Origin of the sequence: Paenirhodobacter sp. (assembly GCF_050177655.1) — a bacterium.
Taxonomy (GTDB): domain Bacteria; phylum Pseudomonadota; class Alphaproteobacteria; order Rhodobacterales; family Rhodobacteraceae; genus Rhodobacter.
Genome location: NZ_JBFXGV010000051.1, coordinates 1 through 20,553 on the forward strand (window position 1 = coordinate 1; position 20,553 = coordinate 20,553).

The 20,553-nt window shown below is 67.4% G+C and carries 21 protein-coding genes and 1 tRNA gene; 9 read left to right on the top strand and 13 right to left on the bottom strand.

The features are described from left to right. Positions 1-48 precede the first annotated feature (48 nt). Positions 49-125, top strand: a tRNA-Met gene (locus AB7U46_RS15015). A 133-nt stretch (positions 126-258) separates the two neighbouring features. On the opposite strand, the gene AB7U46_RS15020 is transcribed toward AB7U46_RS15015, so the two are convergent. Then, complete coding sequence (locus AB7U46_RS15020; protein ID WP_428337793.1) at positions 259-1,116, bottom strand: bile acid:sodium symporter family protein; 858 nt, start codon at positions 1,114-1,116, stop codon at positions 259-261. 115 nt (positions 1,117-1,231) lie between these two features. On the opposite strand from AB7U46_RS15020, the gene AB7U46_RS15025 reads away from it, so the two are divergent. Together AB7U46_RS15025 and AB7U46_RS15030 are read left to right on the top strand one after the other, a co-directional pair. Next, the gene (locus AB7U46_RS15025) at positions 1,232-1,879 is read left to right on the top strand and encodes an SCO family protein (RefSeq protein WP_428337794.1); all 648 of its coding nucleotides are present in this window, start codon (positions 1,232-1,234) and stop codon (positions 1,877-1,879) included. Continuing rightward, positions 1,876-2,421, top strand: coding sequence for a TlpA family protein disulfide reductase (locus AB7U46_RS15030; protein WP_428337795.1), 546 nt, complete (start codon positions 1,876-1,878; stop codon positions 2,419-2,421). The genes AB7U46_RS15025 and AB7U46_RS15030 overlap by 4 nt, the downstream gene beginning before the upstream one ends. A 72-nt stretch (positions 2,422-2,493) precedes the next feature. Here the strand turns inward: AB7U46_RS15030 and AB7U46_RS15035 are convergent, their stop codons facing one another. The 10 genes from AB7U46_RS15035 to nosZ all read right to left on the bottom strand — a co-directional run bounded on the left by AB7U46_RS15035 (position 2,494) and on the right by nosZ (position 12,878). Next, a complete protein-coding gene (locus tag AB7U46_RS15035; protein WP_428337796.1) occupies positions 2,494-3,405 on the bottom strand; it encodes an ABC transporter permease in 912 nt (303 codons plus the stop codon). A 5-nt stretch (positions 3,406-3,410) separates the two neighbouring features. After that, entirely contained in the window at positions 3,411-3,905 is a 495-nt protein-coding gene (locus AB7U46_RS15040) for a hypothetical protein (protein ID WP_428337797.1), read from the bottom strand. After that, positions 3,906-4,769 (bottom strand): ATP-binding cassette domain-containing protein, encoded by an 864-nt coding sequence (locus AB7U46_RS15045; RefSeq protein ID WP_428337798.1) that lies wholly within the window; start codon positions 4,767-4,769, stop codon positions 3,906-3,908. Positions 4,770-4,779: 10 nt separating this feature from the next. After that, complete coding sequence (locus AB7U46_RS15050; RefSeq protein ID WP_428337799.1) at positions 4,780-5,757, bottom strand: NapH/MauN family ferredoxin-type protein; 978 nt, start codon at positions 5,755-5,757, stop codon at positions 4,780-4,782. Continuing rightward, entirely contained in the window at positions 5,754-6,569 is an 816-nt protein-coding gene (locus AB7U46_RS15055) for a 4Fe-4S dicluster domain-containing protein (protein ID WP_428337800.1), read from the bottom strand. The genes AB7U46_RS15050 and AB7U46_RS15055 overlap by 4 nt, the downstream gene beginning before the upstream one ends. Continuing rightward, positions 6,566-7,855, bottom strand: a complete 1,290-nt coding sequence (gene nosD, locus AB7U46_RS15060; protein WP_428337801.1) for a nitrous oxide reductase family maturation protein NosD — start codon at positions 7,853-7,855, stop codon at positions 6,566-6,568. The genes AB7U46_RS15055 and nosD overlap by 4 nt, the downstream gene beginning before the upstream one ends. Positions 7,856-7,864: 9 nt before the next feature. After that, positions 7,865-9,064, bottom strand: a complete 1,200-nt coding sequence (locus AB7U46_RS15065) for a hypothetical protein (protein WP_428337802.1) — start codon at positions 9,062-9,064, stop codon at positions 7,865-7,867. 69 nt (positions 9,065-9,133) lie between these two features. Beyond that, positions 9,134-9,841: a c-type cytochrome gene (locus AB7U46_RS15070; RefSeq protein ID WP_428337803.1), complete on the bottom strand. Its 708-nt coding sequence runs from the start codon at positions 9,839-9,841 to the stop codon at positions 9,134-9,136. A 14-nt stretch (positions 9,842-9,855) separates the two neighbouring features. Beyond that, positions 9,856-10,509, bottom strand: coding sequence for a c-type cytochrome (locus AB7U46_RS15075; protein ID WP_428337804.1), 654 nt, complete (start codon positions 10,507-10,509; stop codon positions 9,856-9,858). Positions 10,510-10,586: 77 nt separating this feature from the next. Further along, positions 10,587-12,878, bottom strand: coding sequence for a Sec-dependent nitrous-oxide reductase (gene nosZ / locus AB7U46_RS15080; protein ID WP_428337805.1), 2,292 nt, complete (start codon positions 12,876-12,878; stop codon positions 10,587-10,589). A 186-nt stretch (positions 12,879-13,064) separates the two neighbouring features. Between nosZ and AB7U46_RS15085 the strand changes: the two genes are divergently transcribed. Further along, positions 13,065-13,529, top strand: coding sequence for a copper chaperone PCu(A)C (locus tag AB7U46_RS15085; RefSeq protein ID WP_428337806.1), 465 nt, complete (start codon positions 13,065-13,067; stop codon positions 13,527-13,529). A 66-nt stretch (positions 13,530-13,595) separates the two neighbouring features. Here AB7U46_RS15085 and menA read toward each other — a convergent pair whose 3' ends face one another. Together menA and AB7U46_RS15095 are read right to left on the bottom strand one after the other, a co-directional pair. Beyond that, positions 13,596-14,492, bottom strand: coding sequence for a 1,4-dihydroxy-2-naphthoate octaprenyltransferase (gene menA, locus AB7U46_RS15090; protein WP_428337807.1), 897 nt, complete (start codon positions 14,490-14,492; stop codon positions 13,596-13,598). Continuing rightward, positions 14,489-15,241, bottom strand: a complete 753-nt coding sequence (locus tag AB7U46_RS15095; RefSeq protein WP_428337808.1) for a ubiquinone/menaquinone biosynthesis methyltransferase — start codon at positions 15,239-15,241, stop codon at positions 14,489-14,491. Before AB7U46_RS15095 ends, menA begins: the two co-directional genes overlap by 4 nt. A gap of 198 nt (positions 15,242-15,439) precedes the next feature. On the opposite strand from AB7U46_RS15095, the gene AB7U46_RS15100 reads away from it, so the two are divergent. The 5 genes from AB7U46_RS15100 (at position 15,440) to AB7U46_RS15120 (ending at position 20,520) form a co-directional block, all read left to right on the top strand. Next, entirely contained in the window at positions 15,440-16,843 is a 1,404-nt protein-coding gene (locus tag AB7U46_RS15100; RefSeq protein WP_428337809.1) for a phosphomannomutase, read from the top strand. A 103-nt stretch (positions 16,844-16,946) separates the two neighbouring features. Next, on the top strand, positions 16,947-17,546 hold the full coding sequence (locus AB7U46_RS15105; protein ID WP_428337810.1) for a TetR/AcrR family transcriptional regulator: 600 nt from the start codon (positions 16,947-16,949) through the stop codon (positions 17,544-17,546). A gap of 1 nt (position 17,547) precedes the next feature. Next, the gene (locus AB7U46_RS15110) at positions 17,548-18,696 is read left to right on the top strand and encodes an efflux RND transporter periplasmic adaptor subunit (RefSeq protein ID WP_428337811.1); all 1,149 of its coding nucleotides are present in this window, start codon (positions 17,548-17,550) and stop codon (positions 18,694-18,696) included. Continuing rightward, complete coding sequence (locus AB7U46_RS15115) at positions 18,693-19,826, top strand: ABC transporter permease (protein WP_428337812.1); 1,134 nt, start codon at positions 18,693-18,695, stop codon at positions 19,824-19,826. Before AB7U46_RS15110 ends, AB7U46_RS15115 begins: the two co-directional genes overlap by 4 nt. 1 nt (position 19,827) lies before the next feature. Beyond that, positions 19,828-20,520, top strand: a complete 693-nt coding sequence (locus AB7U46_RS15120) for an ABC transporter ATP-binding protein (RefSeq protein WP_428337813.1) — start codon at positions 19,828-19,830, stop codon at positions 20,518-20,520. The last annotated feature ends 33 nt before the right edge of the window (positions 20,521-20,553 follow it).

Consider the following 20,553-nt stretch of genomic DNA (forward strand, 5'->3'; position numbering starts at 1 on the left):
AGCTATAAGCCCTCGGGGCAAATAGATCATGCAACGCATGATCCCGGTCGCGGGATGGAGCAGCCCGGTAGCTCGTCAGGCTCATAACCTGAAGGTCGCAGGTTCAAATCCTGCTCCCGCAACCAAAATAACCCCCGAGAATGCGCTAAACTAACGCTACAGACACTGTCTGTGTCATCGAACCGCAACGCGTCTCGGTGAGACCGCAGCGACTGCCCAAGACATGCAGGGGCGGCTGAACCGGGCGCCCCGGTCTCTTCACTCCGTCTGCGCGGCGCGTGGACGGCGAAGCCCGCCCGCACCGATCAGCACCAGCGCGACGACGTTCATCGCCAATGCGTAAAGCAGCCCCACCGCCGAAAGATCCGGGCGTTGCAGCAGCGCATTCGCCACGAAGATCGCGATCGCGACGTTCTGCAGCGCGCATTCGATCGCGATCGTGCGAACCTGTGCCCGGCCCAGCCGCCCCGCCCGCGCGACCGTCACCCCCAGCACGGGGCCCGCCAGCGCCAGAGCGGCGACCGCGAGCCCCGCAGCAGAGGCGATCTCGCCGATGGCGGCGCGGTTCTGCACGAAGGTCGCAACCACGATCGCAAGGAACAGCCCCTTCGCCAGCGGATCGAGCCGGGGCGCCAGCCAGCCCGCCACGCGCGGCGCAAGGCGCGCCAGCGCCATTCCGGCGAGCATCGGCACCAGCGCCACCCCGGTCATCGCGACCGAGATCCGCCACAGCCCGGTGCCCTCGGGCAGGCTGACGCCGGCCAGTCCCAGCACGACGGGCAGCGTCACCGGCGCGATCAGCGAGGTGACCGCCGTCATCGTGACCGAGAGCCCGATCCGCCCCCCCGCCAGCCGCGCCGCGTAATTCGAACTGACGCCCCCCGGCGATGCCGCGACCAGCATCAGCCCCGCGGCGATCGGCACGGGCAGATCCAGCATTCGCCCGATCGCCAGCGCCAGCGCCGGCAGCCCGATCAGCTGCGCGGCCAACCCCAGCGCCAGTGCCCGGGGGGCGCGGATTTCGGCGGCGATCTCGTGCGGCGGCAAACGCAGCCCGAGCGTGAGCATCAGGACCATCATCGCGACGGGCAGAAAGACGGAGAGAAATGCGATCATCGGGGGCCTCCTGCGCCCCTCCTGCCATCCGCGCCGGGCGGCCACCCTGACCAAAGTCAAGGCGCCTGCGCGCGCGCGCCCTATGGTCGGGCAGCACCCAACCCGAGGTCTCGCCATGCTCTCCCGCCGCTTTCTGATCGCCGCCATGCCCTGCTGCCTGCTCGCGCGCCCCTCGCGCGCCGAAACGGGCGATAGCGCCGAGCCGGTGGATGGCCCCGACGCGCAGCCGCGCCGCTGGATGATGGAAGACGCCTATGGCAACGCGCTGACCAACGAGGATTTCGAGGGCAAATACCTGCTGATCTATTTCGGCTATACCGGCTGCCCGGATGTCTGCCCGACTTCGCTCGCCACGATCTCTGCGGTGATGGACGCGCTCGGGCCGCTCGCCGATCAGGTCACGCCGATCTTCGTCACCGTCGATCCCGATCACGACACCGCCAAGCTGATGCAGGAATATCTGAGCTATTTCGACAAGCGCTTTGTCGGCTTGCGCGGGCCGCGCGCCTATACCGATCACATGGTTCAGGCCTTCAACGCGCGCTATGAATACAACATCCCCGATCCCAGCCACCCCGAACGCTATTCGATCGACCACACGGCCTCGATCGCCTTCATGGATCCGCAGGGGCGGTTGATCCGGCGCTTTCCGCATGGGTTCGCGGTCGAGGATATGGCGCGGCGGATCACGGCGACGCTCGAGGCGAAGCCTGCGCCGGCCGCCAATCCGCTCGACACGGGCGCGCCCGGGGCCGCGCAATGACGGGGCCAGGCCGACGCGCCGTGATCGGCGGGATTTTTGCGCTGGGGCTGACAGGACCGGCCTGGGCCGAGGCAGGGTTTGCGCCCTCCGCCGCCACGCTGGCGCGACCGGTCGCCAAGGGGCGCTCGGCGCTGCCGCTCCGGATCCGGGATCTGAGTGGGAACAAGGTCGCGCTGGGTGATTTCGGCGCGCGGCTGACGGTGCTGGCGCTTTGGGCGCCGTGGTGCCTGCCCTGTCGGCGGGAGTTGCCGTCGCTGGCGGCCCTCGATGCGCGGCTCTCGCGGCTGGGCGCGGCGCGCGTGGTGCCGGTGGGGTTCGACTGGCGGGGCGCGACGGCGTTGCGGCGCTATTTCGACGAGGTGGGCATCAGCCGGTTCGATCCGCTGCTGGGGGATGGCGAGAATCTGGCCGCCGTTCTCGGGGTCGAGGCGCTGCCGACGACGCTCGTTCTGAATGCCGAGGGCCGGGTGATCGCGCAGGTCGAGGCCGAGGCGCGCTGGGATGACGATGCGACGCTGAGCTGGCTTCTGGATCTGATGTAAGACGGGACATGGCGAAACGGGCGCGGCAGGGAATGCCGCGCCCGTTTTCTTTGGCCGCTTTGGGCGCAGTGTTCAGACCAGATCGCCGCGCGTGAAACGCCAGTAGCCGATCGCCGCCAGCACACCGCCCAACGCCGCCGGATAGGCCATCGCCCAGGCGACATAGCCCATGACCCCGAAGTGATCGAGGATCACATAGGAAGACGGGCCAAGCAGGATCAGCTGCGGATCGAAGAGGATCATCGAGGCAGTGCGGAAACTTTGCAGCGGGTTCGCCAGCGCGATCGCGATCACCGCATCGGGCGCGACCTGGCCCTGAATGAGGACCGAGAGGAACATCAGATCCAAGAGCGCGACCAGCGCGAGCCACACGAGAAGGCTTGCCCCCAACGCGACCTCGGTCGAGCGCGAGAGCGCCGAGATCAGAAAGCCGATCCCCAGAAAGCAGGCCGCGAGCGCCGCGACGAGGCCGGAGTAAAGCGCGATATGGCTCCAGGGGATGGCATGGCCGCGCGCGAGGCCATAGAGGCTCGCCAGCGCCAGCGCCATTCCGACCGGGGCCAGCACGAGGACCAGCCGGGTCAGGAACCGCCCCCAATACCAGGCCGCGAGCCCGACCGGGAAGGCCAGCATATATTCGAGGTTTCCCGCCTCGCGATCGCCCACCATCGAACGCGCCGTGGTGACGATGATGAAGAGCGGCAGCACCGCCATCATGATCTGGATATAGGTCACCAGAAGCCGCGAGAGGCCGGTGAAGCCCAGCACGCGGCTCTCCGATATCCCCGTGGTGATCAGCATCGCCATCAGCCCGATCACCACCAGCGCATAGAAATGGAACCAGCGCGCGCGCATCGATTCCGCGAATTCCAGCCGCATCATCAGCCCCAGCCCGGCCCGCGTGGCAGGCCGCGCAGGCAGCGGTTTCGCGGTGACGGGGGAGGGATCGAAACGGGTCTCGGGCAAGAGCGGCTCCTGTGACATCGCATTCATTCCTTGTGCCCTCCCATTTCGCCGTCGGGCAGGCAGCGCCAGGTCAGCCCGCGCGCCAGAACGGCGGTGCGCATCGCGGCGAAATCGACGGTATCCGAGGCGGGACGCTGCACCGCGAGAAAGCCGTAGTCCATCGGCGAGAGCGCGCCGGGGCGATAGCGCATCTGTCGCGCGTCGTGCCAGCTCTCGCCGGTCTCGCCGTCGCGGACCCAGAATTCGACCTCGGGCGCGGCTTTCCACTCCTGCGCCTCGAGCCAATAGACCGCGTCGCCGATATCGTCGAACTTGGCCAGACGCTTTTCCGGCCCTCCGCGTACCTCGGCGGCGAAATGCGGATCGGAAATGATCATGCCGCAGATCTCGCAGGCCTCCCGGCCCCAGCGGATCTCCTCGGGGCCCTTGGCCTCGGCCTTGCAGGCGGAAAGGGCGGGGGCGGCGGCCAGCATCGCCAGGATCTGGCGGCGGCTCAGCGGTTGGCAATGGCGGCACATCTACATCACCCTTTCCGGCGCCTCTTCGAGGCTCATGCGCTCGATCAGGCTGCCATAGCGGGCGATCAGCCCGAGGAAGCGGAAGGTTTCGGCGGCGGGCACCGGGCCGGTGAAGCGCAGCCCCGAAGGATCGGCGTCAAAGCCCCAGCCCGCGAGCGCGAGCGCAAAGGGCGCGTGTGGCGCGGCCAGCGTGATCTCGGCGCGGCGGAACTCGCCCGCGCGCAGCCGGTCAAGCACCGCATCGTCCAGAACCACGCGGCCGCGGTCGAGCTCGATCACCCGGTTGACGAGGCCCGCGACCTCCTCCAGCCGGTGGCTGGCGATCAGCATCGAGGCTTCGCGGCGTTCCGCCAAGAGGTCGATGAACACCGCTCGCGCGGCCGGGTCGAGATTGGCCGAGGGCTCGTCGAAGATCATCAGATCGGCGGGCCGCCCCAGCGCGACGGTGACGAGGATCTTCTGTTTCTGCCCGCCCGAGAGGCGAAAGAACGGGCGCTTGCGCACCTCGTCGAGGTCGATCCCCAGCCGCCCGGCGATCGCGCGCATCGCGACCGGATCGGCGCCCGCGCCCTTTTCGGCGAAGGTCAGAAGCTCGCCCACCGGCATCCGCAAGGGCGGCGGCAGCTGCGGCACGAAGGCGATGCGGGAAAGCGCCTGCGGTTCGCGTCGCCGCCCCGCCGTGCCGTCGAAACCCACCCGCCCCTCGTGCCCGTAATGGCCCAGAAGGCAGCGGAAGAGCGTGGTCTTGCCCGCACCGTTCGAACCGATCAGCGCGATCCGGTCGCCCGCCGCGATCGAGAGCGTCAGCTCATCGAGCACCGCGCGCTTCTCGAAGCGTTTCGTCAGCCGGTCGATGGTGATCATGGCGCCCTCCTCAGACGATCTTGTCGATGCCGCGGACGGTGAAGGTCAGCGCCTTCTGCGGGCAGGCGTCGACGCAAAGCCCGCAGCGCGTGCAGTCGGGGCCGATGTAATCGACATCGTTCTGCGCATAGCCCATCTTGGTGATCTCCAGCACATGCGGCACCAGACAGACGGCGCGGCATTCGCCCTCATGCACGCATTTCTCGAGATCGTATTTGATCTGCACGGGCGCCACCGCGCCGGTGATGCCATAGGTCAGCCCGATCGGGCAGACATAGCGGCACCAGAACCGGCGCGAGAAGAACACTTCGATACCCAGAAGGAAAGCGACCCACAAAAGCGCCACCGTCGGCCCGTAGATCAGCGCGCGGCTGACGATGCCGACCGGGTTGATATATTCGAAGACGGTGTAGCCGGTCAGAAGCGCCAGCGTCATGAACACCGCCCAGAGCACCACGCGCAGCCCGCGATGGAACGGGTGGTCCTTGACCCACCCCTTGCGGGCCAGGAACAGATGCAGCGCCTCGGCCCATTCGGCCAGCAGGTGATAGGGGCAGGCCCAGCTGCAAAAGGCCCGCCCGCCGACGATCCACCACAGGATGACCACCGTCGCCGTGCCGATCACGAGGTTCAGCATCACCTCCTTGAAGGCCAGCATCACCTGCAGCGCGGCATTCGGATCGGCCATGTGAAAGCCGAGGAAGCGCGAGGCGGTCAGCGCGCCTTCGACCAGCTGCACGTCGAAACTGTAGGAGACGATGAAAAGCGCGTTGATCACGATCACGCTGGCCCAGCGGATGTTGCGCCATTTGTGGCTGTGGATCAGCGCCTCGTGCTCATGCGCGATGATCTCCTTGCGCAGCGCGACCTGCTCGGGGGTCTTCTTGAAGGCCTTGATCTTGCGTGCGGCCTCGGTTTCCTCGCCCGGGCCCGCCTTGCGCGGGGCGGCACCGAACATCATCGCCAGCTTGTGCAGGAACCATTTCATGCCCGGCTCTCCTTGTCCTCGGCGAGGCGCATCGCGGTGTCGATCACGATCGCGGCGGGTTCGGTGGGACAGATCATCTCGCAGGTGCCGCAGCCGACGCAGGCCTCATGCACCACCGGCATGTGGCGGTGGTCGCCCGGATCGTCCGAGACCTTCTCGAGCGTGATCGCGCCCCGGATCGGGCATTCGCGCACGCACAGATCGCAGACCTCGACGTCATAGGGATGCGAGGCGATCGGCACCGGATCCCAGCGGTCGATTTCGACATAGCGGTGCAACCCGGTGTAATCGGCGCCCCGCGCGGCGCCCTTGAAACCCTTGCCCTGCATCGCGAGACAGGCCTCGGGGCGGGCGAGGCGGGCAAAGCCGATCTTCACCTCTTCCTTGGTCGCGATCTCGTGGCTGAGCGCGCCGGTCGGGCAGGCCAGCACGCATTGCACCGCGTCGCAGGAGAAATCGCAGGCCTGCGCGCGCGCGTCGATATAGGGCGTGCCGAGGCCATAGCCCTCGTCGCCATCGGCCAGCTTGATCGCCTGCACCGGGCAGACCTGCACGCATTGGCCGCATTTGATGCAGGCGGCGAGGAAGTGATGCTCGATGAGCGCGCCGGGCGGGCGCAGCCGGTCGAAGAGGCGGCGATAGACCGGATACCAGCCCACGAGCCCCGCCGCGACCGCCGCAACCCCCAGCCCCAGCGTGCGGATCAAAAGCCGCCGCCGCTCCAGCTCGCGCCGGCTCAGTTTCGGGGTCTGCCGGATCTCGGCATTGCTGCGTTCGGGGACGCTTTCGGGACTGTCGTTCTTCGCGCTCATTGGTTCAGCATCTCCAAGGCGGATTTCTTTGCGCCCGCATCGCTTTTCACGGCGGTCTCGGCGCGGGCGGCTTCGTGATCGAGCGGCGCGATCAGTGGACGCGGCTCGCGCATCAGAAGGCGGGGCTCGGTAAAGGGGGCGAGGCGTTCGACGAAATCGAGCGTGCCAAGCGCCAGCCCGCCGCGAAAGAAGGCGGCCGAAGGCACGTCCATCCACAGCCGGTCGGCATAGGTCCAGATCTCGTAGGGGGCATCGCCGACGCCATCGCCATCGGCGTCGAAGCCGGCGTAATCGTCCCAGTAATTGCCGTTCCAGCCCTCGCGCAGCGCCGTGCCGCGCCCGCGCACCGCGACCTGGGTGAAATTCGACAGGAAGTTGTTGTCGGAGAAGTTGTTGCCGGTCCAGTCGGTGTGGAACTGCACGCCGATGCCGTTATAGGCGACCTGATTGCGGTGGAATTCATTGGTCTTGTCGGGATCCCAGGGCGAGGGGTCGAGGTAGATCCCCACCGCATTGCCAAGGATCACATTGTCCTCGACCACCGCGCCCGAGGTCTCCTTGAAACCGACGCCCATCCCCGCCGCGCCCCAGGCCCGCAGGATCTGATTGCCGCGCAGCGTGATGTCGTTGGCATACATCAGGAACACGCCCACGACGCAGTCCGAGATCTCGTTGCGCTCGACGTCGTTATGGTGGGCATACATGAAATGGATGCCGTAGCGGCCGTGCTGGATCCGGTTGTCGCGGATCATGTTGCCCTGCGAATACCAGACCACGAAATCGCGCGCGTGCTCGATGTGGTTATGCTCGAAGAGATTGTCGTTCGAATACCAGATCCGCACCGAATCGCCCCTCAGCTCCAGCGGCATGTCCTTGGAACTGATGTAGATACGGCGCATCACGTTGTGATTGGCTTCGGTCAAGTCGATGCCGAAGAGGCTGTTTTCGATGCGGATGTCGCGCAGCACGTTGAAGTCGCCATGCACCCGCACCCCGGCGTCGACCTTGTTGTGCAGCCGCCCCGAGTCGCGCAGCGTCAGGTTCTTCAACGTGACGCCGTCGGTCTCGATCGTGACCACCGTGCCCATGCCGTTGCCGGTGATCGCGGCCTTGCCCTGACCGTCGATCACCACCGGATGGCGGATCACCAGCGGCCCGTCGTACTGGCCCGGGGCCAGCACGATCTCGGCCCCGTCGGGGGCGGCGTCGACGCGCTCTTGCAGCGTCTCGGCCGCGACCGGGGAGGCCATCGCCAGCAGGATCGCAAGGGGAAGGAGGGCACGCATCGCGAGACCTCACATCCCTTCGGCGGCGGCACCGGCAAGGCGCAGCTGCTTGGCCCGGATCAGGGCAGCCAACGCCAGCGCCACCGAAGACGCCAGCATCAGGAAGAAGCCCGAGGCGGGGTAGCTGTGGGTCGTGAACTGCGCCACCTTGCCGTCGCCAAAGACCGTCGGCATGAAGGGTTTCAGCGTGAAGGCGCCCATCTCGTTCAGGCTATGGCCATACCACCAGAGCCAGCCCGCATATTCCGCAAGGAACCCCACCGGAAGCAACAGCGGCACCAGCACCAGCACCCAATAGAGGGGCCGTTTCGCGCTGAGCGCGGCGATCGCCGTCAGCACCGCCATGAAGCCGATCACCACCCAGAACAGCACCCGCGCCACCACCGACATCGTGGCGACCAGTGGGTCGTTGCGGGCCGGCTCGTTGAACCAGCGCGCCAGCGATTTGGCGTAGTGCCACTGGAACACCTGCATCCCCGAGCCGGTCCAGCCGACCTGCTCGTGCATGGGTTTCTTCTGCTCGTCGATCTCGTAATTGGCCTTCAGATTGTCGATCAGCGCTTGCCGGTCGCCAATCGTCGCGGTCGAGGTCTTCTCGGAGGCGGCGCTGTCTTCCAGCGACTGCTTGAGCATCTTGACGATCGGCGAGAGGTTCTGATCGGCCTCGACCTTGTCCTTGGTGTCCTGCCCGAGCGAGACCACGAGGCCGCGCAGATAGCCGGTGGTCTGATATTGCACGCCGTTCTCGCCATAAAGCGTCAGCGCCATCCAGCCGATCACCGCGCCATAACCCAGCACCGAAACCGCGATCCGCGTCTTGCGGCCGGGGGCGGCGAAGGCCAAGAGCATCACCCCCATCATCGCGAAGAGGAAGGGCGAGAAGGCCTTTTCCACCGGCCCGCCCGAGGCGATCGGATACATGCCGACGTAATGGTTGATCGTGTCCATCTCGTGCACGCAATCGAGGGCCTCGTTCTCCTCGACCTCTTTGCTGGCGCGGATGTCGCAGCCGTTGCGCACCGAATCCATGTGGAACAGGATCCGGATCCCCTGCGGGAAGGTCGCCTCGGGATAGTTCGGCGCGGTCAGCGAGACCCACCAGCCCGGGCTGACGAAAGCCGCCGCGATCAGGCAGATCGAGATCAGCGTGAGAAGGCGATAAACGATGCCGCGGCGGTCAGTGCCGGCGCCTTTGGCTGCGGGGTCCATGTCGGATGTCCTGTTCGCTGTCTTGCAGCCCGGGCGGGGACGCCCGGGCCGGTTGGCGGGAAAAGCGGATCACTCGAAATCGGGGTTTTCCCAGTCGGGCGCCGCCACGATCGAAGGATCGGGTTGCTGCCGCGAGACGTAATCCAGCACCGCATCCATATCGGCATCGGTGAAGCCCTTGATCTGCTGCACCATGTCGGGGTTGGCGTTGCGCCGCTTGCCATCGCGGATCCACTGGAACTGGCGCACCAGATATTTGTAGTGCTGGCCCTGGATCCGGGGATAGAACTTGGCGTTGTCGCCTTCGCCATTCTCGCCGTGGCAGCGCGTGCAGTTGTCCTTGTAAAGCTGCTCGCCATGCGCCAGATCGGTGCCCGGCCCCTTGCCGTTGTTGGGGTTCATCGGCAGTTTCGAGATATATTCGGCGACATCCGCGATCGACTGCGCGCCACCGATTTCGGAGGGCAGCGCAAAGGGATACATCGTCGGGTTGTCGCGGTTCAGCGCGCGGATATCGGCCAGCTGCTTGATGATGACATCCTTGTGCTGATGGGCGATCTGCGGGAAGGTGCCGTCTTCCAGACCCCATCCATTGAGCTGGTGACAGGCCGAGCAGACCTCGTAAGTCTCGATCCCGTTCTCATGGTCGGGCACGAGCGAGAGCGCCTCGTCCTGCTCGCCCCCGCCCTGGTTCCAGCTCGAGGTGTCGACGGTGCCCTCGGCGAAAGCGGGCAGCGCCAGCGCGATCACTGCGGCAGAGATCAGAGGAAGTTTCATCGCGGATCCTTTCGTCATTTCTGCGAGCGGTCGATCTGCGACAGCCAGGTCGCGATCTGCTCGATTTCGGTGTCGTCGGCCTTCTTGATTACGCCCCACATCAGCTTGGTCTGGCCGGTGGTGCGGACCTTGTCGCGGATCTCGGTCATCGCGCGGATCAGGTAGTCGCGGTTCAGCCCGGCAATCTGCGGATAGGACTTGGCCGAGGGTTTCAGCGCGTCCTTGCCGTGGCAGGACTTGCAGCCGAGCGCATTATAGGCGGCCTCGCCCGCGGCGAGCGTCGCCGGATCGGCGGGCGGATCGAGCGGCTTCGGGGGGCCGGGCGGCTGCGCGGCCAGATAGGCGACGACGTTCTTCATGTCGTCCTCGGTCACGAGGTGCATGATGTCGGCCATGCCCTGCACATAGGGGTGGCCGGTGGTCGGATCGACAGTGCCCACGCGCGAGCCGTCGGCGATCGCCTTCAGCTGGGTCAGCATGTATTTCTCGTTCTGGCCGGCCAGTGCGGGATAGCTCAGAACCGGTTTCGCCCCGCCCTTGCCGTGGCAGGCGAGGCAGGTCTTGGTCATGAAGACCTTCTTGCCATCGGCGACCGGATCGGCGGCGGCGGCGAATGCGCCGAGGCTAAGCAGTGCGGCGGCGAGAAGGCTGGAAGAGATCAGGCGCATGTCGTCTTTCCTCAGGCGTCGGTCTGGAGAGCGAAGGGCAGGGGGCAGGCCGGGCCCGCCCCCTGCGGGTCACGGGATCATTGCTCGGTCTTCACCGCGCCATGCTCATCGAGATAGGTCTTGGCGCGCAGCCCGATGTCGGCGGCCTTGACCTGATACTGCCACCACTGGCCCGCCCAGAGCGTCGCGTTCTGCCAGTCTTCCTTGGCAGCCGCATCCTCGGCCTTGGTCTTGGCATCGGCGGCGAAGTTCAGCTGATCGGTGGCGTCTTCCACCAGCGAAACCACTTCGGGGAAGTCCTGGTAGTTGCGCCCGGTGATATAGGTCACCACCTGGTCGATCACTTCCTGCGTGGCCACGTTGTTCGCGGTCTGCTTGTCGTAATCGTCCTTGGTATATTGCTGACCTTCGGCCATCGCGGTCTGATCCTCGACATAGCCCTTGGGCTTGACGGCGAGGAAGCCGGTCATCTCGAGGTGCAGCGCCGAGCAGAACTCGGTGCAGTAATACGAGAACACGCCGGGCTTGTCGGCGGTGATCTTGGCGGTCGCGGTCTTGCCCGGTTCGAGCGAGAGGTTCACGCCATAGGTCGAGACCGAGAAGCCGTGGGTTTCGTCCTCGGCCCGTTCCGAGTTGGTGATCACGAATTCGACGGTATCGCCTTCGTTCACCTCGACGATCTCGGGCGTGAAATGCGACCGGATCGCGGTCATGTAGACCTTGACGTTGGTGCCGTCACGCTCGATCCGCTCCTGCCCCGGACGCACCGCATCGGGGTGCTTTTCGCCCGTGCGCGAGTCGGTGCCGTATTTGTAGCGCACCAGCGGTTTGAGCTTGTCGGCCGAGATCGCGGCGGCATAGTGCGGCTCGCCCAGCGGCACGGGCATGTCGTAGAGCAGCTCCATCTTGTCGCCCGAGATGTCGATCAGCTGGTGGTTCTGCGGATGCAGCGGCCCCACCGGATTGAACCGGTCGATCGAAAGCTTGTTGAGCGAAATCAGGTATTTGCCAGCGGGATGCTCGGATTCGCCTTCCATCGCGACAAGGTGGCCGACGTTATAGTGGATCGAGATCTTGTCGAGGACCTTGCCCTCGCAATAGTCCCATTTCGCGATCTGACTGTCGACGTAGAGCGAGGTGTAGACGACACAGGGTTTGCTGTCGAACTGGTTGTGCAGCGGGCCAAGGCCCAGCGCGACCTGCTTGTGCAGCGCATCCTCCATCGCGATCACCGGGATGCCATAGGGGTCGGTGCCGGCGAATTTCTTCTCGTCCACCGCCTTCATGATCTTCTCGAACGAGTAGACCGAGGCCTGGGTGTCCAGCTTGCCGCCGACGACGATATATTTGCCGTCGGGCGAGACGTCGACGCCATGGGGCGACTTCGGCTCGGCGATCAGATAGACGAGGCCCTCGTCGATCGCGGTCTGCATCGAGATCACCGGGAAGTCGTTGATCATCGTGACCTTGCCGGCCTTGTAGACCTCTTCGGCCTTCTTCCAGTTGATGACGTGCAGATAGTCGGTGTCGTTTTGCGAGCAGCCCGCCTCGAAGGGCGGCCGGCCGTTTTCGATGCCGCCGACATAGCGTTCGGCGCAGAACGAGTTGGTGAAGGACCAGCCGTCCGAGTCCAGCTTGCCCGCGTCGGACAGATCCTGGCTATAGGGCGGCAGTTCGATCGCGAAGCTCTGCTTCGGGTCGATCCGCCCGGCCGCGCGGTCGAATTTCCAATAGGTCACCGCACCGCGGAATTTCTCGTTGAACTGGCTCAGCGGCGCATAGCCACGCCCCAGAACGCCGGGATATTGCGCGGCCTCGATCACATATTCCGAATTCGGCGTGACGAAGGCGCCGCCATGTTCGGATTGCAGGATCGGGTTGACGACGATCTGCTGCGTCTCGAAGTCATGCAGCGAGATCACGCCGATACGCGGGGCCGATTTATCGTTGATGAACAGGTATTCCCCGTCCAGATCGCCGTTGGTTTCCGAAAGCGCCGGGTGGTGGGTGTCGCCCCAGTGCAGCTCGCGGCCATCGACCTTGGCGCTATCGAGGATCTTCTTCGATTCCTCGTCGAAGCCGTAGCCCTGCCAGGGTTCGGGCGTGAACACCGAGACGTATTTCAGGATCCGCATCGAGGGCACGCCGTAGACCATGATCTGGCCCGACTGTCCGCCGGAAGAAAATACGATGAATTCGTCGCGCCCACCCGTCGGAGTATAGGTCTTTGCGGCTGCGACGAGGTCTTGTTGCGTCAATCCTCGCCGCGCCATCACTTCGTCCAGCGTTTCGGCGGAGGCTCCGAGGGCGGTTGCGACACCGAACACAGCGGTGGTCGCGAACAACCCCTTGCGGAAGTTTCTGACCATGGTCACCTCTCGTGGTCGGACCGGTTGTTATGCGTTCCCTGCAGGCGCGAGGCGGTCCAGTTCCGCGCGCCTGCCCTTCTGACACCCGCGCCGATCACGAAACCTTGACTATTGTTAAGGCGGTGCACCGGTCGGCGTGAAATTCCGGAGGAGATGCGTAACTCACCTGACGAAAAGGACAGGATCATGCCGCTCATTCACCGACGTGCCGCGCTGGCCGCGCTTGCCGGGGCGCTCTGGCTGACGACTCAGCCGCTGGCTGCGCAAGAGGCCAGCGCCCCGGGGATCGAGATCACCAAGGGCTTCATGCGGGCCTCGCCGATGGTGGCGGCGGCGGGGGCGGGGTTCATGACGATCCGCTCGACCGGGGCGGCGGATCGCCTGGTCGCCTTCCGCTCGCCCGCCTGTGCCCGGCCCGAATTGCACACGCATATCAACGAGAACGGCCTGATGAAGATGCGTCAGGTCGAGGCGATCGAGATTCCGGCGGGGGGCGAGGCGGTGCTGCAGCCGGGCGGGTTGCATCTGATGTTCATTGATCTGACCGGCCCGCTCGAAGATGGCGCGATGGTGCCGGTGACGCTGGTCTTCGAGAAGGCCGGCGAGGTCGCGATCACGTTGCCGGTGCACAAGGCGGGGGCGATGAACTGAGCGCCGATCGCGCGGATTGCAAAGGGCCGTCCCGAAAGGGGCGGCCCCTGTCGTTTTGCGAGGATCTCAGCCCAGGATGACGGCCAGCAACAGCAACATCTGCGCCAGGGCGGTCTGCCCGAGAAGCCGGTTAAGCCGGGCCGAAACCGGCCAATGTGCCATCGCATGGCCGAGCCAGAGGATCAGCGCCGCGGGCAGGGCGAGCCAGGCCGAAGGCGCGATCCAGCCCGCCAGCGCCAGCGCGCCAAGGAGCAGCGCGAAATAGCTGGCCCGGCTCGCCCGGTCGCCGATCAGGATCGCGAGCGTGCGCCGCCCCGCGCGCGCGTCCTGCACCCGGTCGCGGTGATTGTTCAGCATCAGGACCGCCGCCGCGGGCAGCCCGATCATCAGCCCCAGCGCCAGCGTGCGCGGCGCGAAAGGCGCAACCCCCTGCAGCCAGCCCGTCGTCGACACCGCGATCACGCCGAAAAACGCGATCACCAGCGCCTCGCCCACCGGCAGGCCCGACATCGGCCAGGGCCCCATCGAATAGAGGTAGCCAAAGGCCAGCGAGCCCAGCCCCACCGCCACCACCGGCAGCCCGCCGATCCAGACCAGCCAGAGCCCGGCGAGGCTCGCCAGCGCGAAGGCCAGAGCCGCGCCACGCCGCACCTGCGCCCCGTCCAAGAGCCCCAGCGCCACCATCCGCGGCGGGCCGAGCCGGTCGCCCCGGTCGACCCCGCGCGCGGCATCGGCCGCGTCGTTCCACAGGTTGGTGCCGATCTGGATCGCCGCCGCGCCGAGCATCGCAGCCAGCGTCACATCGGCGCGCCAATGCCCGGCCTCGGCCGCAAGCCAGCTGCCCGCCAGCACCGGCATCTGCGACAGGCTGACGGTCTTGAACCGCGCGGCCAGCACCCAAAGCGCCGCCGTGGGCAGGCGCGCCAGCCGGGCGGCAAGGGGATCCTGCAGGGTCTGTGTCATAGTTTCTCCGCGATCTGCATCCGGGCGACGCCGAAGACGAAGCTGCACTCCTCGCGCAGCACAAGGCCGGCCTCGGCGATTTCGCGCGCGATGTCCTCGCGCGCGGGAAACCGCTCGATCGATTGCACAAGGTAGGAATAGGCGGCGGGATCGCGCGCGACGAAGGCGCCGATGCGCGGGATCACATGGCGCGCGTGCAGGTTGTAGAGCGGCGCGAACCAGGCGTCGGGGCGCGAGAATTCCAGCAGCACCAAAACGCCCCCCGGCTGCAGCACGCGGGCGACCTCGCGCAGCCCCTTCGCCGGATCGGCCATGTTGCGCAGGCCAAAGGACAGCGTGACCATCGCGATACAATCGTCGATGAAGGGCAGCGCCTCGCCCGGCGCCTCGAAGTAGTCGAGGCTCTCGCCGCCGCGCGCCCGCGCCACCGCCAGCATCCCCGCCGAGGGATCGACCAGCGCGATCCGCCGCGCGGGCAGGGCGCGGCGCAGCGCCAGCGCCAGATCGCCAGTGCCCGCCGCCAGATCGACCAGCGGCGCCTCGCCCGGGGGCAGATGCGCCAGCGCGCGCGCGATCACATGGCGCTTCCACAGCCGATGCGTGCCGAAGCTCATCAGGTCATTCATCAGATCGTAGCGCGGCGCGATCCGGTCGAACAGCGCGCGCACCCGGGCGCCGCGGATCTGCGGCGAGGCCTCCGTCGCGCCGAAAGTCTGCGAAACCTCGTCAAGCCGCCTTGCGCGCTTCATGCCGCCAACTCCTGTTTCCTGATCCAGCCATAGGCGGCGCGCGCCGGCCGCTCATTGACTTTTCTCAACCGCGGGGGCGTGGCCGAAGGGGGGCGAGAGCGGGGGCGGCACTCGCGGCTTGCCCGATCGGAAATTCCGCGATGGCCCCGGCGGCCCCGACATCCTAGGCTGTGGCGGAAACCGTTCGAGGATCGGATCATGGCACCGAAATTCGGCACCTCCGGGTTGCGAGGTCTCGTGACCGAACTCACGCCCGAGCTTACCGCCCGCTATGTGCAGGCCTTCCGTGCCGCCTGCCCGATCGGGACGGGGCTTTTCGTGGGGCGGGATCTGCGCCCTTCTTCCCCCGGGATCGCCGCGGATGTGATCGCCGCGGCCCGAAGCGCGGGCGTCGCGGTGACCGATTGCGGCGCCCTGCCGACGCCCGCGCTGGCGATGGCCGCGATGGCGGCGGGCGCGGCGGCGATCATGGTCACCGGAAGCCATATCCCCGCCGATCGCAATGGCCTGAAATTCTATCTGCCGAGCGGAGAAATCACCAAGAGCGACGAGGCCGCGATCTCCGCCGCCTTCGGGGCCGCGCCGGGCGCTGCGGCGGTCCCCGGTACGCTTGCCACCTGCACCACGGCGGGCGACGACTATGTCGCGCGCTACGTCGCCGCCTATGGGCCGCAGGCGCTTGCGGGGCTGCGGCTGGGCGTCTACCAGCATTCTTCCGTGGCGCGCGACCTGCTGGTGACGCTGCTTGCGGCGCTGGGCGCCACCACCGTCACCTGCGCCCGTTCGGAGGTCTTCGTCCCGGTCGATACCGAGGCTGTCGCGCCGGACACCCGCGCCAGGCTGGCCCGATGGAGCGCGGCGAAGCATCTCGACGCCGTGCTTTCCACAGATGGCGACGCCGACCGGCCGTTGCTGGCGGATGCGCAGGGCAGGGTGATCCCTGGGGATAGTCTCGGGGTGCTGACGGCGCAGGCGCTCGGCGCCGAGGTGATTTGCACGCCGGTCTCGTCGAATTCGATTCTGCGCGAGATCCCGGGCTTCCGCGCCGTGCATCTGACCCGGATCGGATCGCCCTTCGTCATCGCGGCGATGGAGGCCGTGCGCAGCGCGGATCCGCGGGCGAAGGTGGTGGGGTTCGAGGCGAATGGCGGCTTCCTGCTCGGCTTCGAGGCGCAGGCCCCCGTGGGGCGGCTCGCGGCGCTGATGACACGCGACGCGGTCCTGCCGCTGATCGCCCCGCTCGCCGCCGCGAGGGCGCAGGGCCTCGCGCTCGCCGATCTGTGCCGTGCCTTGCCGCCGCGCGTGACGGCGGCCGATCGCCTCGTCGACATCCCGAGCGCGGCGAGTGCCGCCTTCCTTGCGGAACTCTCCGAAAGCGCCACGGCGCGCGCCGCCTTCCTGGCCCCGCTGGGGCAGGAAACGGAGGTCGACCGCACCGACGGGCTGCGGATGACGCTTGCGGGAAATGAGGTGGTGCACCTGCGCCCCTCCGGCAATGCGCCCGAATTTCGCGTCTATGTCGAGGCGGGCACTGCCGCGACGGCGCAGGATCTGCTCGCGCGGGCGCTGGAGCGGGTCAAGCGGGTGATCCGGGGGGCGTGAACGCGCCCGGCTTAAGTGGTGCGGCAGCCTCGTCATCAGAGCCGGTTGACGGGCCGGTGTGATGCCTTTAGTAAGTAATCAATTACTTACCAAAGGCATCGCCATGCGCAAGCCAGCCGACCTTCGAAAAGCCGAGATCGTCTCGACCGTGCTCGAGATGGCGGACCGGATCGGGCCCGACCGGGTGACGACGAATGCGGTCGCCCATGAGATCGGGCTGACCCAGGCGGCGCTGTTCCGCCATTTCCCCTCTAAGGCGGAGCTTTGGGTTTCGGTGGCCGAGGAGGTCACAGCGACGCTTGCCGCCGCCTGGGAGGCGGCGCTTGCGGGGGTGGAGGATCCGCTCGCACGGGTGCGTGCGCTCGTCGCGGCGCAGCTTGGCGTGATCGCGCGCCAGCCGGCGATCCCGATGCTGCTCTTCTCGCGTGAGCTCAACACCGAGAACGAGCCGCTGCGCGCGGCCTTTCGCGAGCGGCTCGCGGCTTTTCACGAGACGCTGGAGCGCGACATCGCCCGGGCGCAGGCCGCGGGGCGCATCGCCGCCGACCTGCCGCCGCGCGACGTCGCCTATCTGCTGAGTTCGCTGGTGCAGGGGGCCGCGATCCGCTGGGCGCTCGGCCCGCGCATGATTTCGCTCGAGGTCTCGGGGCGCAGGCTGCTCGAGCTGCAGCTACGGCTCCTGGGCGGCAAGGAGGATCGCTGAGATGCGCAAGAGCCGGATTGTGATCGGGGGCATCGTCGTGGCGCTGGTCGCGGGGATCTGGGTGCTGCGCCATCGGCCGCTGCCGGTGCGGGTGCTCGCCCCGGAAACCGACGTCACGCTGCGGATCTACGGGCTCGGCACGGTCGAGGCGCGGGTGCTCAGTGCGGTGGGCTTCGAGCTCGCCGGCGCGGTGGAGAGCCTTGCGGTCGATGCGGGCGACCGGGTCGCGGCCGGGCAGGCGCTTGCGCAGCTGCATCCGGAGGAGCAGCAGGCGAAAGTGGCGCAGGCCGAGGCGGGGCTGGCCGCGGCGCAGGCGGCATTGGCCAAGGCCGAGGCCGCGCTGCCGCGCGCCCAGGCGGTGCTGGCGCAGCGCGCCGCGGCCGACACGCGGCAGCAGGAGCTGGCCCGCACCGATCGCGCCTCGAAACAGAGCGCCGAGGAGACGCAGCGCGATCTCGCGGTGGCGCGCGCCGATCTCGCCGTGGCCGAGGCCGATCTCGCGGTGCTGCGCGCGCAGGCGGAAGAGGCCGGCGCCAATCTGCGCTCGGCGCGCACGCTTTTGGAAAAGCATGTGCTTTCCGCGCCTTATGACGCGCTGATCATCGCGCGCAAGGCCGAGGCGGGCACCGTGGTCAAGGCGGGCGACACGATCTTCAGCCTGATCGACCCGAAGACGATCTGGATCCAGGCCTATATCGACGAGGAACGCGCCGGGCAGCTTGCGCTTGGTCAGCCCGGCACGATCCGGCTGCGCTCGCATCCGCAGCAGGAGTTCTCCGGCGAACTCGTCCGCATCGGGCTTGAGAGCGACCGGGTGAACGAGGAGCGCAAGATCTGGTTGAGCTGCAGCGATTGCCCCGCCGAAATGTTCCTCGGCGAACAGGCCGAGGTGCTGGTCACCACCGGGCATCGCGACCGCGCGCTGATGCTGCCCGAAAGCGAGATTACCGGTTTCGACGGGGCCAGCGGCACCGCCTGGATCGCGCGCGACGGCACGCTTGCCCGCGCCGCGCTGCGCTTTGGCGCGCGGGATGACCTCGGCCGCGCCGAGGTCACCGGCGGGCTGCCCGAGGGGGCGCAGATCGTCTCGCCGGTGCCGGCGGGCGCCGCCGAGGGCCGCGCGCTGCGCGTCGAGGGGCGCGCGCCATGAACCTTGCGATCAAGGACATCCGCCACAGCCTGTTCCGCTTCGTGCTGACCTGTTTCGGGCTCGGGCTTCTGATGACCGTGGTGCTGGCGATGATCGGCATCTACAACGGGCTCGTCTCCGACGCGCTCGCCGCGGTGAAGGCGCCGGGCGCCGATCTTTGGGTGGTCGAGGCCGGCACCCAGGGCCCCTTCGCCGAAAGCTCGACGCTGCCCGCGATCACCCGCGACGCGGTGGCGCGTCTGCCCGGCATCCGCGCGGCCGGCGCGATCACCTATCAGACGCTCGAGGCCACACATGGCACGAAGGTGCTGCGCCTTTATGTGATCGGCTCCGAGCTTGGCCGCCCCGGCGGGCCCGCGCGCATCGTCGCCGGGCGCGGCCTTGCGCGCAGCCATTTCGAGCTGGTCGCCGATCGCAAGACCGGGCTTTCGGTCGGTGACACGCTCCGCCTTGGCCGCAACCGCTTCACCGTCGTCGGGCTGACCGAGAATGCGATGAACTCGGGCGGCGATCCGGCCGTTTTCATCCCCCTCGCCGATGCGATCACGCTGCAAAGCGAGCTCGACCCCGCCGCCGAACGCGTGCGTGCGGCGCGCGGTGCCACCCCGCCCGAGGCGAACAATGTCGCCGCGGTGATCGCCCGGGTCGAGCCCGGAGCCGATCTCGACCGTGTCGCGGCGACGATCCGGCAGTGGAAGCACCTCGGCGTGCTGACGCAGGCCGAACAGGAGCAGCTCCTCCTCGCCTCGGTCGTCGATCGCGCGCGGCGCCAGATCGGGCTTTTCCTCGGCATCCTGCTCACCGTCTCGGCGGTGGTGATCGCGCTGATCATCTACACGATGACGATGGAAAAGCTGAAACAGATCGCCACGCTGAAGCTGATCGGCGCGCCCGACCGCACCATCCTTGGCCTGATCGTGCAGCAGGCGCTGATCCTCGGCACCTCGGGCTGGGCGATCGGGCTCGGGCTGATCCTGCTCGTGAAGGACAATTTCCCGCGCCGCGTGGTGCTCGAACCGGCGAATGCGCTGGTGCTCGCCGGGATCATCGTCGTCGTCTGCATCGCCGCCTCGGGGCTTGGCATCCGCGCCGCGCTCAAGGTCGATCCGGCGACCGCATTGGGGGGCTGAGATGGCGATCGGCGATCTTCTGGTCGAGGTTGCGGGCGTCGCCAAGCATTATGGCGCGGGCGAGACCCGGGTCGATGCGCTGCGGGCGGTCGATCTGCAGATCCGCGCCGGCGAGGTGCTGGCGATGCTCGGCCCCTCGGGCTCGGGCAAGACCACGCTGCTCAACATCATCGGCTGCATCGTCGATCCCTCCGCCGGGCGCGTGGTGCTCGACGGCGAGACGGTCTTCGACGGGCGCTGGCTGCGCGGCGATCTGCGCCGCCTCCGGCTCGACAAGATCGGCTTCATCTTCCAGGCGCACAATCTGCTGCCCTTCCTGACCGCCGAGGAGAACGTCTCGCTGGTGCTTGACCTCGCCGGCTGGAAGCCCGCCGCGGCGAAGGCGCGGGCGCGCGAGCTGCTCGACTATCTCGAGGTCGGCCACCGCGCCGCGATCAAGCCCGCGCATCTCTCGGGCGGCGAGGCGCAGCGCGTGGCGATCGCGCGTGCGCTGGCGAACCGGCCGCGGATCATCCTTGCCGACGAGCCGACCGCCGCGCTCGATTCGGTGCGCGCGCAGCTGGTGATGGACCTGCTTCGCAAACTCGCCGCCGAGCAGGAGGCCTGCATCCTTACCGTCACCCATGACGAGAAGATCTTCGATCGTTTCGACCGGCTGATCCATCTGCGCGATGGCAGGCTGGTCGACGGCTGAGCCCCGCTGACGTTCGGAAAAGGGTTTTCTGAT